Genomic DNA, 14,213 nt, shown 5'->3' with positions numbered 1-14,213 from the left:
TCTTCAGCTAAGTTTTCGTTAAGGTTACGTTGTTTTAATATACTCAGCCACTCGGATATACCTCAGTATCAACCTTATCCCGTGACCTAACAACTTTATCAAAAACTTAGGATGGCATTATGAAAAAATCATTAATCACCTCAGGCTTATTGGCACTCGCTATGTTATCAGCTAGCAGCGCATTTGCCGAAGCCAACTGCCAAGCGCACCCAAAAAACGAACAAATCCCGCAAGCCGATTTTCAAAAAGCACTAGAAAAACATGGCTTTACTATCAAAAAATTCAAAACAGATGGCAACTGCTTTGAGATGTATGGCAAAAGCAAAGGTGGTAAAAAAGTTGAAATGTACTTTGATACCAAAGACGGCAAAATCGTTAAATCAGAAATCGACTAATGATAGGATAAGCAAACCGTCTAACCAACGCAATTTGAGGTAGGTTTGCCAATGTTATGCCTTCACACGGCTAACTTAGCCGTGTTGATATTTTAGACAATGGAAAATAACAATGTTACCACAACCACAATCTGCACAAACCGTCAAAGTCTGGGATATTTGGGTGCGCATCACTCATTGGGCAGTCGCTGCGGGTATTTTTGCCAACCTTATCGTCACTGAAGGTGGTAGTGATGTGCATGAGTACATGGGTTATGCCGTCGTGGCGCTCGTAGTATCTCGTTTGCTTTGGGGATTGATGGGTAGCCAATATGCCAGATTTAGCAATTTTTTCCCTACCCCAACCCGCATTCGCGAGCATATGACCGACATCAAGCAGCATAAGTTTCAAGGTCATCTGGGTCACAATCCGTTGGGTGCGCTGATGATGTTTGCGCTGTGGGGCGTTATTATCGCGCTGGGTGTCACAGGCTATCTGCAAACCACCGACCAATTTTGGGGAGAAGATAGCATCCAAGCGATTCACGAATTTTTAGCCAATAGTCTTTGGGTACTAGTCCCTTTACATGTGGCAGCCGCGATTATAATGGGCAGACTACAACAGCAAAACTTGGTAAAATCGATGATAACGGGTGAAAAAACTGTTCAATAAATACCTTCGCTAAAAACTAAGCTAAAACACACGGAAGACCCTCATGACCCGAATTTTACTGATTGAAGATGATGCCACCATTGCCGATGGTATTGTCAAAGGCTTGAGCCAACAAAACATGATGGTGGATTGGTTTGCTGATGCCAAACTCGGTGAAATGGCAATTCATGAAGGGGTGTTTGATGCCGTGTTATTGGATTTGACCTTGCCACGTGGCGATGGGATGACCATTTTAGCCAATTGGCGACAGCAAAAGATTGACACGCCTGTCTTGATTATTACGGCGCGTGATGCCATTGCCAACCGCGTGGCAGGTCTCAATGCTGGCGCAGACGATTATTTGGTCAAACCCTTTGCTTTAGATGAAGTGGTTGCCCGTTTGCAGGCTTTGATTCGCCGTAGCCAAGGGCGCAGTCAAACCGAAATCCGTTATGGGGATGTCAGCTATTTGCCACAGCAGCAGCAAGTTTTTTATCAAGGCAAATGGGTGGATTTGACTGCCAAAGAAATCACTGTCCTTGAGCAGTTTATCAGCTATCCCAATTTGGTACATAGCCGTGCCAGCCTTGAGGATAAGCTATACGGTTGGCAGCAAGATATTGAAAGCAATGCGATTGAGGTACATATTCATAACCTGCGAAAAAAACTCGGCAATGATTTTATCCTCACTCGGCGTGGTATTGGCTATTATCTCAATCCTGCCTTGCAGCACCCTGAATGATTCGCCCGCTATCCTTCTTTAAGCGGTTACCATTATGACCCCTACCACCCAAAAAGCTTATAGTATCCAAAGGCAGCTGCTCAATTCCCTGCTCATCGGACTACCGATTATTTGGCTATCAATTACCCTCATATCGGTATGGCGGCTTTCACACGAAATCAACGAAATCAATGACACCCAAATCACCCAATTAGCCCGCTATCTGATTGGTATTTCTCAAGATGTTAAGCTTCATCTCACCAACCCTGCCAATGAGCCTAAAATTTTAAATCTTGAAAATGGCTTGCTATCAGGCGATTTAGGGGATGCCGAAGAAGACTATATGGGTTTTGCGATTTGGGATCAAAACGGTAAATTACTGATGGCTGATAAAGACGGTCAGCATTTTACATTTTTGCCCAAACAACATGGGTTTTTGGAAAACAACAGTGCCTATCAAGAGCTCAATCCCTTTAGTCACTCGTGGCGCCTGTTTTATGCGCATGACGACGCTACCAACCATCTCATCGCTATCGGGCAAAACCTTAATTCGCGTCAAGAGATTATCTATAAATCATTAACCATTCAACTCGTTCCCTCGCTGATTGGGGTGCTGCTATTGATTATGCTGACATGGCTGTCAGTGCGACGAGGGTTTGTTCCACTTAAACGGATTAGTGACTTGTTGAGCACTCGCAGCCCTGAAGATAAAACCCCATTATCGGTCGATACACCATTAGAAATTCAACCCTTGCTAAACGCGCTTAATGAGTTATTTGATAAAGTCGCGGATACCCTTGAGCGTGAAAAACGCTTTACCGCAGATGCCTCTCATGAATTACGCAGCCCGCTCACTGCCATCAAACTACAGACCGATGTACTACAACAAACCATTTTGCAAGCCAATTTAACCGATAGTCAAACCGATGCACTCCTGAGTCACTGCCGACAAATCAGTCATAGTAATGAGCGCGCCAATCGACTGGTCGAACAATTGCTGATTTTGGCAAAACTGGCGCCACAGCAAGGGCTCGACCCGCAGACCTTTGCACCGATTGATTGGATAGCCCTATCCAATGATATCCTCTCAGAAGTCAACCGTCGTGCCCGCGAAAAAAACAGCCAATTACGCCGTGATGTGTTAGTGGATGCCAAAGCTATTTTGCCTTTGACAGGTAACGCCACGTTAATCGGCATTTTGCTGCGTAACCTATTGGACAATGCCATTCGCTATAGCCCTGACCATACCACGATTCGGTTAGTGTTAGATAGCGAGGTGATTTCAGTCATCGACAATGGCAATGGGGTTGCACCTATCGACCTTGCTCGGCTATCAGAGCGGTTTTTTCGTCCCGCAGGTCAAGCTGAGATTGGTAGTGGCTTGGGTCTGTCGATTGTGCGCCGTATCGCTGAGCTGCATGGTTTGCAAATTACCATGCAGAACCTAGAACACAATGGGCAGATTTGCGGTTTTCAAGTCAGTCTCTTTAAGCGCTGACGTGCCAATTGCTGAAGTTTAACTGACCAACAACAGGGGGCATTTAAAAAAGGATACATAGCGTATCCTTTTTGTGGGAGTAAACTAAAAAAATTAGTACACGTTGGGCACATACATATCTTCAGCGATAGGCTCACGCTGGTAGTTATCGTGATGCTCGCGTTCTGGCAATACCACATTATCCCGTTGTATTTCTTGGTAGGGAATTTGTGAGAGCAGATGGTTGATGCAGTTTAGCCGCGCTTTTTTCTTATCATCACCCTCAACCACCCACCAACGGGCTTCTGGAATATGGGTGCGTTCAAACATCACTTCCTTGGCTTTGGTATAATCTTCCCAGCGGCGACGCGATTCTAAATCCATCGGTGAGAGTTTCCACTGTTTGAGCGGGTCATAAATACGGCTCATGAAACGTGATTCTTGCTCGTCATCTGAAATAGAAAACCAATATTTGATTAAGCGAATCCCCGAGCGCACCAACATACGCTCAAATTCTGGCACTGACTCAAAAAACTCTTCGTATTGCGCGTCAGTACAAAACCCCATCACTCGCTCAACCCCAGCGCGGTTGTACCAACTGCGGTCAAATAGCACAATCTCCCCCGCCGCTGGCAGGTGCGCGACATAGCGCTGAAAATACCATTGGGTTTTTTCTCGGTCATTAGGTGCAGGCAGGGCGGCCACACGGCAGACACGCGGATTGAGCCGTTGGGTGATACGTTTGATAGCGCCGCCTTTACCCGCTGAGTCGCGACCTTCAAAGATGACAACGATGCGCTCACCGGTTGCTACTACCCAATCTTGCAATTTGATCAATTCTTTTTGCAGACGAATCAATTCATTGAAATAAATATGGCGAGCGATTTTTTGGCTGTCGGTTAACGGCTGCCCGTCATACCGTAAATCTTGGATGTAGTCGTCCATTTCGGACTCAATCTCTTCATCATAGCTGTCAATCAAGTCGTCATGCATTTGTTGACGCAGTCTATCATTGGTTTTGAGGGTTTCATCATTTAAAAAATGTGATTGGGGTAAGTCATCAAGCATATCGGTAATATGATCGCTGATAGTGAGGTTGCTATGTGCAGTGGGCTGATTATTTGGCATATTGACGTTCTCTAATGAGCATTAAAAATGCTGATAATATGACAAAATTATGAAGGTATGATGATACAAAAGGTTAAAAACATCAGCTTATCTGCGCTGGCTGAAGCATTAAGTATTGTTGAGGCGTTAAAAACCAACCAAGTTGACAAACTGCCTTTGACAGCAGACATTCCGCCTACATCAGGTTTACAGCGTCCCGATCTTTGGGCAAGTCTGTTGACCATTAAACAAACGCCTGCGTTTACCCCGCTCGTCAAAACAGTAGCCGATAGTGAAGTCAAACTTATTTGGGCAGAAGCAGAATTTTGTGAGTTTGGTTGGCGCCATTCTCGCGAGCACTATAATACTGTTGACCGCTGGGTAGCTACGGCTGAATTAACCGCCTTAAATACATCGGGTGTGGATAAACAAAGCTTTAATGCGTTAAAAGCCCAGTATTTGGCGCGCTTAAAGCTGCTTGCTGCGACTAAAAATAGTAGAGAAAGTTGCCGTGGCGCTGTGTTACCTTATATCGAGCCACCCAAAGTTGCCATAGCTGATGAGCAGTTTACCGTTAAATAAACTAACCAAATAATTTATCTGTTCTTGGCAAAGTTAAGATAGGCGCATAACTCGCTACAAATACCAAGAAGGCGACAATCCAAAACGCTTGAGCCATTGCCAGCGTAGCAAAGTAATAATCAGGCAGTATCCAACCCAATACCGCCCTCGCCAACCAAGCCATCGTCATGCTAATAAAAATGACAGTAACGGTTTTGGGCGGCTGATGGATATTACGTCCGGTATGACCCAAAGATACCCGCGACATCATTGCCAGTGTCATTAGCCCAATACCTGATATCACAACGGCATGCATCGCTAAGCTGTGATTGATGATACCAAAAGGGACTAATACAAATAGGAAAAACCCAATCACCATACCAAAAAAGCTTAGCCAAAGTGACCACAGTAGTGGTTTTGACCAAATTTCTGGCAAATACCAGTTTTTAAGTCGTATTAAATTGCTGATCGCAATGACTAGCGCTGCCGTACCGCTGGCACACACTGCCCAACGATAGCCCGTTAGAAACACATCACTCAGCATAAAGGCAAAAAATCCTAACAGACTGAGCCGATCCAGCAAATCAGAATTTTTAACTTTCTGTCGTACTTCCCCACCCGTAGCTATCCCATGTTCAATAAACATTGGCATCACGCGTCTACCGATGGTAAGCACCACGCCAACAATCAAATACAACCCAAATAACAGGCTCATATGCATGCCATTATTGTTTTGGGTAAATAGCGCAACATAAAACCAAACCTGTCCGATGAATAATAAAAGCAACTTAGCCACGATACCGATTTGGCGTTTTTGCCGAACGCGATAAATCGGTAAGATAACAAAAGAGGCGGTTAATAACCAAAATATGATATCACTCGCAGCCGCTATCAGCGTGCCGGTGTTGATATTGATGCCGTTGGCCAAAAATAACACTCGAGCCAACGCCCAAGGTACAAAAATTACCAACAACTTATAACCATAAGGCATAGACTGCTGAGTCCAAGCTTTCACGGCGGTCAACAAAAACCCTGCAATCACTGCCAGTGCGTAACCATACAACATCTCATGACCATGCCAGTAAAACGGCATCATCTGATGCGTACCATCAAACTCAAACCGCGTGGCAAACGTTATGTATGCCCATTTCAGCATCGTCAAAATCGCAAACACTGCTGCACCTAAAAAGAAAATGCGAAAGCCTAAATTGAGTACAGGATGGGGAGAATAAGGGGGTTTGTTAGGTAATTTGATTTGTTGCATGGCTATGCTCACTTATTGGGGCAACCATCGTTTTAACATATATTTAAAATATATATTATAGCAAAGTGTAAATGAGAATAGCCGTTAATTTACATATTAAAGATTAACGCTATTTTCATTCTCTCTGCCTCATGCTTTTATACACAAATTAGGTTTTAGCTAAAATTTTCATTCAATAGGTTATTCCACAAATCTCACGATTGACTGCCTACAAAATGCTATAATCGCATTATTTAAAAATTTGATAATTGAATTAGGACAGGCACTTCGATGAGCATTAGTACCAGTAACGCCCCTACCAGTCACAAACCCCACGACCCAGCCAATTTTCAACTTACACCCCCTGCCAATTTTCCGTTCAAAGCCATACAAGCGACTAACAAAGTCCGTTTAGCTGACCTGTTAAAACAGCGGATTTTGTTCCTTGACGGCGCGATGGGTACTGAAATCCAAAACTATAAACTCATCGAGGCAGACTACCGTGGTGAACGATTTGCAGGCTTTGGACGTGATGTCAAAGGCAACAATGACTTACTGGTACTCACCCAGCCGCATATTATCCGTGATATTCACCGCTCGTATCTTGAGGCAGGCGCAGATATCATTGAAACCAACAGTTTTAATGGCACGCAAATTTCGATGGCAGATTACGGCATGGAAAATCTCGTTTATGAGATTAACAAATCCGCCGCCGCCCTTGCCCGTCAAGTGTGTGATGAGGTCACTGCGACAAACCCAGACAAACCCCGGTTTGTGGCAGGCGTGATTGGTCCCACCTCTCGCACTTGCTCGATTTCACCCGATGTCAATGACCCCGCCTTTCGTAATGTCACCTTTGATGAACTGGTTGATAACTACACTGAGGCGACTTACGCTTTGATTGAAGGCGGTGCAGACATCATCTTGATAGAAACCGTGTTTGATACCCTAAATGCCAAAGCAGCGATTTTTGCGGTGACGGGCGTGTTCGAGACCATTGGGTTTGAATTGCCGATTATGATTTCGGGCACCATTACCGATGCGTCGGGACGTACGCTGTCGGGACAAACTGCCGAAGCGTTTTATAACTCCATCCGCCATGCCAAGCCGATTTCGATTGGGTTTAACTGTGCGCTAGGCGCAGATGCGTTAAAACCGCATATCAAAACCTTGTCGGATGTGTGCGAAACTTTTGTGTCCGCTCACCCCAATGCAGGCTTGCCCAACGAGTTTGGCGAATATGACGAAACCCCTGAGCAAACTGCCACCATGGTTGCCGACTATGCCAAATCTGGCTTGGTCAATATTGTGGGCGGCTGCTGTGGTACCACCCCCAAACATATCGCCAAAATTGTCGAGATGACATCACCCTTTGCCCCACGCCAACTACCAGACTACAAGCCAGCTTGCCGATTGTCGGGACTCGAAGCGTTTAACATCACCCGTGATAGCCTGTTTGTCAATGTCGGTGAGCGTACCAATGTCACAGGCTCAAAGAAATTTTTGCGTCTCATCAAAAACGAAGAATACACCGAAGCGTTGGACGTGGCTCGTGACCAAGTCGAAGGCGGCGCCCAAGTCGTTGATATCAACATGGATGAAGCCATGCTAGATAGTAAGGCGGCGATGATTCACTTTGTCAATTTGGTTGCCAGTGAGCCAGATATCAGCCGTGTACCGCTGATGATTGATTCGTCAAAATGGGACATCATCGAAGCGGGTCTTAAATGCACGCAAGGCAAATCTGTGGTCAATTCGATATCGTTAAAAGAAGGCAAGACAGAGTTTGTGGAAAAAGCCAAGCTATGTCAGCGTTATGGGGCGGCGATTATCGTCATGGCGTTTGATGAAGACGGACAGGCGGATAGCTTTGAGCGTAAAATCCAAATCTGCAAACGCTCATACGATATTTTGGTTAATGAAATCGGTTTTCCGAGTGAAGATATCATCTTTGACCCCAATATTTTTGCCGTTGCCACGGGGATTGAAGAGCATAACAACTACGGCTTAGACTTTATCAATGCTACCCGATGGATTACCGACAATTTGCCCAACGCTATGGTCTCAGGCGGTGTGTCGAATGTGTCGTTCTCATTTCGTGGCAATCCCATTCGAGAAGCCATTCACGCCGTGTTCTTGTACCATGCTATCAAAAACGGCATGACCATGGGGATTGTAAACCCCGCTATGTTAGAGCTGTATGACGATATCGAACCAGATGCTAGAAACGCCATTGAAGACGTGATTTTGAACCGTAACCAAGGCGAGTCAGGTCAAGACGCCACCGACCATTTGATGCAAGTGGCAGAAAACTATTTGAGCGGTAAGAAAAAAGACAGCACCGTCGATTTGTCATGGCGTGAATTGCCCGTAGAAAAACGCATTGAACATGCGCTAGTCAAAGGGGTAACCACCTATATCAATGAAGACACCGAAGAAGCGAGGCTAAAATTCCCGCGTCCCTTAGACGTTATCGAAGGACCTTTGATGGACGGTATGAATGTGGTCGGTGACTTGTTTGGGGCAGGCAAAATGTTCCTACCACAAGTGGTAAAATCCGCTCGGGTGATGAAGCAAGCGGTAGCATGGCTTAATCCGTATATCGAACAAGAAAAAGTTGCAGGCGAAACCAAAGGCAAAGTGCTCATGGCAACGGTGAAAGGCGATGTGCATGACATCGGCAAAAACATCGTCGGCGTGGTGCTCGGCTGTAATGGCTATGACATCATCGACTTAGGCGTGATGGTGCCTTGTGAAAAAATCCTACAAGTCGCCAAAGATGAAAACGTCGATATCATCGGCTTGTCAGGCTTGATTACCCCAAGCCTTGATGAAATGGTGTATGTTGCCAAACAAATGCAGGAGCAAGGCTTTAATCTGCCCCTACTGATTGGCGGTGCAACGACGTCAAAAGCCCATACCGCGGTAAAAATCGAGCCCAACTATCAAAACGATGCGGTTGTCTATGTTGCCGATGCCAGTCGCGCAGTGGGCGTAGCCACAACCTTACTATCTAAAGAAAAACGCGTCGATTTCATCAGTGAGCTGCGTCAAGAGTATGGCGAAGTCCGTGAACGTCTTGCCAATCGCCAACCCAAAGCGGCGAAGCTGTCGTATGCGGAATCGATTGAACAAGGTTTCCAATACGACTGGGCAAACTACACGCCGCCTAAGCCCAACCAATTAGGACAAGTCATTTTGGACGATTATCCGTTACAAAATTTATTGCCATATATCGACTGGACGCCTTTCTTTATCTCTTGGGGATTGGTCGGCAAATATCCCAAAATCTTTGATGATAACATCGTCGGGGAGGAAGCCAAAGACTTATTTGCCAATGCTCAAGCCATGATTGATAAATTAATCAAGGAAAAATTGGTCACAGCTAAAGCGGTGTTTAGACTGAGCCCTGCCCAACGCCCAAGCTCAGACACGGTGCAGGTACTCGATGAGCAAGGCAATGTCACGCATACCTTTGAGCATTTACGCCAGCAATCTGATAAAGCCAGTGGTAAACCTAATTACAGCCTAGCGGATTTTATCAGTCCTGAAAAAACCGATTATCTCGGTGGTTTTACGGTGTCATTGTTTGGCGCAGAAGCACTTGCCAATGACTATAAAGCCAAAGGCGATGATTATAGTGCCATCATGGTACAGGCGCTTTGCGACCGCTTTGCTGAGGCATTTGCCGAGCATTTGCATGAGTTGATTCGTAAACAATATTGGGGCTATCAAGCGAATGAAAGCCTAACCAATGATGAACTCATCAAAGAAAAATATGTCGGTATTCGCCCTGCCCCGGGTTATCCTGCCTGCCCTGATCATACCGAGAAAGGTAAGCTGTTTGACTGGCTGGACACAACCAACGCCATTGGGACGTATTTGACGGAAAGCTATGCCATGTACCCTGCGTCTAGCGTGAGTGGGTTTTATTATAGCCACCCAGAGAGTGATTATTTTAATGTCGGTAAAATCAGCCAAGACCAGTTGGAAGATTATGCTAGACGTAAGGGTTGGGATAAAGCTACAGCAGAAAAATGGCTAAATCCGAATTTATAAGTTAAAGAGTGAGCTTTATGATTGACCCTGATAATTTTAAACAAGTCCTAATTTATCTAGGATTTACTGAAACAAATAATATTTTTACTAAGTCTTTTAACAATCAAGTTTTTTTAACTGCAGACTTCAATAACAATACCCTTATTTACCCTGAAGATAAGGGTATGACGATTAACGAAAGGCAAACTTGCAACTTTTCACAAAAAGAGAATTTCGTTGTTTTTGAATGTGTGCATCGTTTGCTCAATCAAGGGTATAAACCTGAGCACATAGAACTTGAGCCAAGATGGCAATTGGGTCATGGGGCAAGTGGTGGCAGAGCTGATATTTTGGTAAAAGATAACAGCAACAATGCTTTGTTAATCATTGAATGCAAAACGGCGGGAACAGAATTTAATAAAGCATGGGCAAAAACCTTGCAAGATGGCGGGCAGTTATTGAGCTACGTTCAGCAAGAAGGTACAACCCAATTTGTCAGCTTATACGCCTCAGACTTAGTTGATAGTAATGTTCAAGCTAAATATTATCTAATTTCTCTAAAAGACAATGATGAATTGGTGGCAACGCTTGAGCAGGATAGTGATGCGTCAATTTTGACATTTAGGGAAGCCAAAACCCGTACCGTTGAAATGATTTATCAAGCTTGGAAACAAACTTATCAACAGGATTTTGCCACTAAGGGCTTATTTGAAGCAGGTTTGCAAGCTTATCAAATTGGCAAAACTGAATATAATTTGCAAGATTTAGCAGTAGTCTCAAGTCAAGATATTCAGGGCAAATATCATCAGTTTGCAACTATTCTACGTCAACACAACGTATCGGGGCGAGAAAATGCTTTTGATAAATTGGTAAATTTATTTTTATGTAAAATTGTTGATGAAAAAAATAACCCAGATAAATTACATTTTTATTGGAAAGGGATTAGTTATGACAATCCTTTTGATTTGCAAGACCGCTTACAAGCTTTGTACCAAATCGGGATGCTTCAATTTTTAGGCGAAGAAGTCACCTATATCAAAGATACGGACGTCGAGCAAGCTTTTCGATTTTATAAAAACGATCCGAACGAAACACAAAAAGCCATTCGAGAAATGTTCCGTAAGCTTAAATTTTTTACCAATAATGACTTTGCCTTTATCGACGTTCATAACCAAAAACTGTTTCAACAAAACTCAGCTGTCTTGTTAAAAATGGTACAAATGCTACAAGATATTCGCCTAACCACCGAGCAAGAAAATCAGTTTTTAGGCGATATGTTTGAGGGCTTTTTAGACCAAGGTGTCAAACAATCTGAGGGGCAATTTTTCACACCCATGCCAATTGTGAAATTTATCCTCAAGTCTTTGCCTTTAGCTGATGTCATTCATAACAGCGATGATATCCCCAAAGCCATTGATTATGCGTGTGGTGCTGGACATTTTCTTAATGAATACGCAACCGAAGTTAAACAGTTACTTGAGCAAACAAAGAGCGAACATATGCCTAGCGAATTTTATGCTCAAACCGTCGGTATCGAAAAAGAATATCGACTTTCAAAAGTGGCAAAAGTATCAGCATTTATGTATGGGCAAGATGATATTCAAATTGTTTATGCAGATGCTTTGGCAAAAAATGATGATATCAAACATCATACTTATCATATTCTCGTTGCCAATCCACCCTACAGCGTAAAAGGATTTTTAGATACATTATCACCCACGGACCGTAGGCAATACCGTTTAATTAATAGCATTGAAGAAAAAAGCTTTGACGTTAATAACGCTATAGAAACTTTTTTTATCGAACGTGCAGAACAACTACTCAAAACAGATGGGGTTGCGGGTATCATTGTCCCCTCATCTATTTTATCAAAAGGCAAAGCCAATAGTACTAGCCAAAGTAAAAACGTGTATGTCGCTACCCGTGAGATTCTATTAGAAAATTTTGATATCGTGGCGATTGCAGAGTTTGGCTCAGGTACATTTGGTAAAACTGGGACTAATACAGTCACACTATTTTTACGCCGTAAAATGGTGGCAGACCCAACTCAAGCCAATCATTATCGTCAGCGAGTGAATGATTGGTTTAATCCGTTTGAAAATCCACAAAACTCAACTATCTATGCTGATGAGCATTTTATTCGTGAGTATTGTGAACATTTGGATTTGAATTTCGAGGACTATAATACGCTATTACAAGGTCAGCCCAATGATGATTTGCTCACAACAGAATACTTCACTGCTTATCAATCTACATTTGATAAATCGACAGAAATCAAAAATCTGAAAAAATCAAAACTATTTAAGCAAAAATCCGAAACTGAAAAAAAATATGAATTATTAAAACGGTTTGTCAATTATTTGCAAAAAGTTGAAAAAGATAAATTGTATTATTTTGTGTTGGCTAGCACCAATCCGCAACCTGTTTTGATTGTCAAAAGCCCAAGCACAAATAAAGAGATGAAAAAGTTTTTAGGATATGAATGGAGTAGTGCCAAAGGCAATGAAGGGATTAAGTATCTTGGCGGTGTCATTGATTTGCCTGTATTAGAAACAGTAGATGAAGAAAATGCAAGCGAGGTTGAAGATGAAGATAGTCGAATTTTGCAGAATATGTTTAGTTTAAATTCGATTAATACGCCCTTATATGACCCAAAAAATAATGATAATCCTGAAAAAATCAATTACTTGATTCGTGAGAATTTTCTCAAAAACCCTGTGGAAATTCCAGAATCTTTGAAAGATTTTGTCACGCAGGTAAGATTGATTGATATGCTTGATTTTTCGATTGTAGATTTTAATAAAGCTTTAAGTTTAACGCCAAAAACTAATTTTAATATTGATACAAAATGGCAAATTGTTAGAATTTCTGATATTGCAGAGACATCGTCAGGTGGCACACCTAAATCTGATAATGAGGCTTTTTATTATAAAGGTACAATACCTTGGATAAATAGCGGTGAAGTTCGACAAGGTTTAATAACTAGCACTGAGAATTATATTACCGAGCTTGGATTAGAGAACTCATCAGCAAAAATTTTTCCAAAAGATACTGTTCTTTTAGCTATGTATGGTGCAACGGCGGGGCAAGTCGGACTTCTAGGTTTTGAAGCAAGTAGCAATCAAGCAGTTTGCGGTATGATTCCTAAAGAGAATTGTTTGCCAAAATACCTTTACCATTATCTTGCAACTCAGTTAGATAATTTACTTAGTGTAAGAATGGGAACGGCTAGATTAAATCTTTCCCAAGATACGATTAAAAACTTCAAAATTCCTTTACCACCAATTGATATCCAACAAAAAATCATTGATGATTGTGAGGTTATAGATGACGAAGTGAATCAAGCCCGACAAGCCATTGACCAAGCGAATCAACAAATTAACCAACTATTTGCTAACAGCCTTAATAATACAAGCACAGCAAAACGACTTAGCAATAATGAAGACTTTGAAATAGGAATTGGCAAACGAGTACTCGCTAGTCAAATTGAAGAGCAAGCAAAAGACGGCTATCTGCCTGTCTATAGTGCCAATGTTTTCGATATCTTTGGTTACATCAATGATAGCTTAATTGACAACTTTGAATTACCTTCCGTATTATGGGGTATTGATGGCGATTGGATGACCAACTACTTACCTGAAAAATACAAATTTTACCCCACTGACCATTGTGGCTATATTCGAACTAAAACCGATGAAATCAACCCAAAATTTTTAACATGGCTACTTTATCAAGCAGGTCAAAGAGAGCGATTCTCAAGAAGTCATCGAGCTTCAATTGAACGCATCAAAAACTTAACGTTATCTTTCCCTAGTATAGATATTCAAAATGCAGTCGTTGAGCAAGTTATCATTTTTGAAAATCAAATTAAAGATTTACAAAACGTTATCAATGAAGCACATGATAAAAAACGGGTGATAATCGAATCTTATCTTTAACTATAAAAAGGGGGTAACGATTTTTTCTCGCTCCCTATTTTATAGACAATATCGCATAAATTATTGCTCAATCGCATAATCAATGGTGACAACGAGCAAATA

9 protein-coding genes are annotated in these 14,213 nt (G+C 42.5%); 7 read left to right on the top strand and 2 right to left on the bottom strand.

The genetic code is table 11. From position 1 onward, the window contains the following. The first annotated feature begins 119 nt into the window (after positions 1 to 119). The 4 genes from RTR63_RS06830 to RTR63_RS06815 all read left to right on the top strand — a co-directional run bounded on the left by RTR63_RS06830 (position 120) and on the right by RTR63_RS06815 (position 3,245). Complete coding sequence (locus RTR63_RS06830; protein WP_007117114.1) at positions 120 to 395, top strand: PepSY domain-containing protein; 276 nt, start codon at positions 120 to 122, stop codon at positions 393 to 395. 112 nt (positions 396 to 507) lie between these two features. Next, positions 508 to 1,047 carry a cytochrome b/b6 domain-containing protein gene (locus tag RTR63_RS06825; RefSeq protein ID WP_312523397.1) on the top strand — a complete coding sequence of 180 codons (540 nt, stop codon included), beginning with the start codon at positions 508 to 510 and terminating at the stop codon, positions 1,045 to 1,047. A gap of 43 nt (positions 1,048 to 1,090) precedes the next feature. Continuing rightward, the gene (locus RTR63_RS06820; protein ID WP_138018489.1) at positions 1,091 to 1,768 is read left to right on the top strand and encodes a response regulator; all 678 of its coding nucleotides are present in this window, start codon (positions 1,091 to 1,093) and stop codon (positions 1,766 to 1,768) included. 34 nt (positions 1,769 to 1,802) lie between these two features. Beyond that, positions 1,803 to 3,245: an ATP-binding protein gene (locus RTR63_RS06815; protein WP_312523395.1), complete on the top strand. Its 1,443-nt coding sequence runs from the start codon at positions 1,803 to 1,805 to the stop codon at positions 3,243 to 3,245. 93 nt (positions 3,246 to 3,338) lie between these two features. On the opposite strand, the gene ppk2 is transcribed toward RTR63_RS06815, so the two are convergent. Then, a complete protein-coding gene (ppk2, locus tag RTR63_RS06810; RefSeq protein WP_256999111.1) occupies positions 3,339 to 4,352 on the bottom strand; it encodes a polyphosphate kinase 2 in 1,014 nt (337 codons plus the stop codon). A gap of 57 nt (positions 4,353 to 4,409) precedes the next feature. Here ppk2 and RTR63_RS06805 point away from each other — a divergent pair, with 57 nt between their 5' ends. Next, positions 4,410 to 4,913, top strand: coding sequence for a hypothetical protein (locus RTR63_RS06805; RefSeq protein ID WP_312385313.1), 504 nt, complete (start codon positions 4,410 to 4,412; stop codon positions 4,911 to 4,913). A 1-nt stretch (position 4,914) separates the two neighbouring features. On the opposite strand, the gene RTR63_RS06800 is transcribed toward RTR63_RS06805, so the two are convergent. Beyond that, entirely contained in the window at positions 4,915 to 6,156 is a 1,242-nt protein-coding gene (locus RTR63_RS06800; protein ID WP_312115810.1) for an NnrS family protein, read from the bottom strand. A 270-nt stretch (positions 6,157 to 6,426) separates the two neighbouring features. Between RTR63_RS06800 and metH the strand changes: the two genes are divergently transcribed. Together metH and RTR63_RS06790 are read left to right on the top strand one after the other, a co-directional pair. Then, a complete protein-coding gene (metH, locus tag RTR63_RS06795; protein ID WP_312523394.1) occupies positions 6,427 to 10,194 on the top strand; it encodes a methionine synthase in 3,768 nt (1,255 codons plus the stop codon). A gap of 17 nt (positions 10,195 to 10,211) precedes the next feature. Next, positions 10,212 to 14,111 (top strand): restriction endonuclease subunit S, encoded by a 3,900-nt coding sequence (locus RTR63_RS06790; RefSeq protein ID WP_312523393.1) that lies wholly within the window; start codon positions 10,212 to 10,214, stop codon positions 14,109 to 14,111. Positions 14,112 to 14,213: the final 102 nt, after the last annotated feature.

Source organism: Moraxella sp. CTOTU47724, assembly GCF_032014955.1.
GTDB classification, from domain to species: Bacteria; Pseudomonadota; Gammaproteobacteria; order Pseudomonadales; family Moraxellaceae; genus Faucicola; species Faucicola tetraodonis.
This window is presented reverse-complemented; position numbering and strand designations above follow the sequence as displayed.

Excerpts from the sequence above, each read along its gene's own strand:
- RTR63_RS06830 (WP_007117114.1), top strand. The coding sequence starts at position 120 with ATGAAAAAATCATTAATCACCTCAGGCTTATTGGCACTCGCTATGTTA.
- RTR63_RS06825 (WP_312523397.1), top strand. The coding sequence starts at position 508 with ATGTTACCACAACCACAATCTGCACAAACCGTCAAAGTCTGGGATATT.
- RTR63_RS06820 (WP_138018489.1), top strand. The coding sequence starts at position 1,091 with ATGACCCGAATTTTACTGATTGAAGATGATGCCACCATTGCCGATGGT.
- RTR63_RS06815 (WP_312523395.1), top strand. The coding sequence starts at position 1,803 with ATGACCCCTACCACCCAAAAAGCTTATAGTATCCAAAGGCAGCTGCTC.
- ppk2 (WP_256999111.1), bottom strand. The coding sequence starts at position 4,352 with ATGCCAAATAATCAGCCCACTGCACATAGCAACCTCACTATCAGCGAT.
- RTR63_RS06805 (WP_312385313.1), top strand. The coding sequence starts at position 4,410 with ATGATGATACAAAAGGTTAAAAACATCAGCTTATCTGCGCTGGCTGAA.
- RTR63_RS06800 (WP_312115810.1), bottom strand. The coding sequence starts at position 6,156 with ATGCAACAAATCAAATTACCTAACAAACCCCCTTATTCTCCCCATCCT.
- metH (WP_312523394.1), top strand. The coding sequence starts at position 6,427 with ATGAGCATTAGTACCAGTAACGCCCCTACCAGTCACAAACCCCACGAC.
- RTR63_RS06790 (WP_312523393.1), top strand. The coding sequence starts at position 10,212 with ATGATTGACCCTGATAATTTTAAACAAGTCCTAATTTATCTAGGATTT.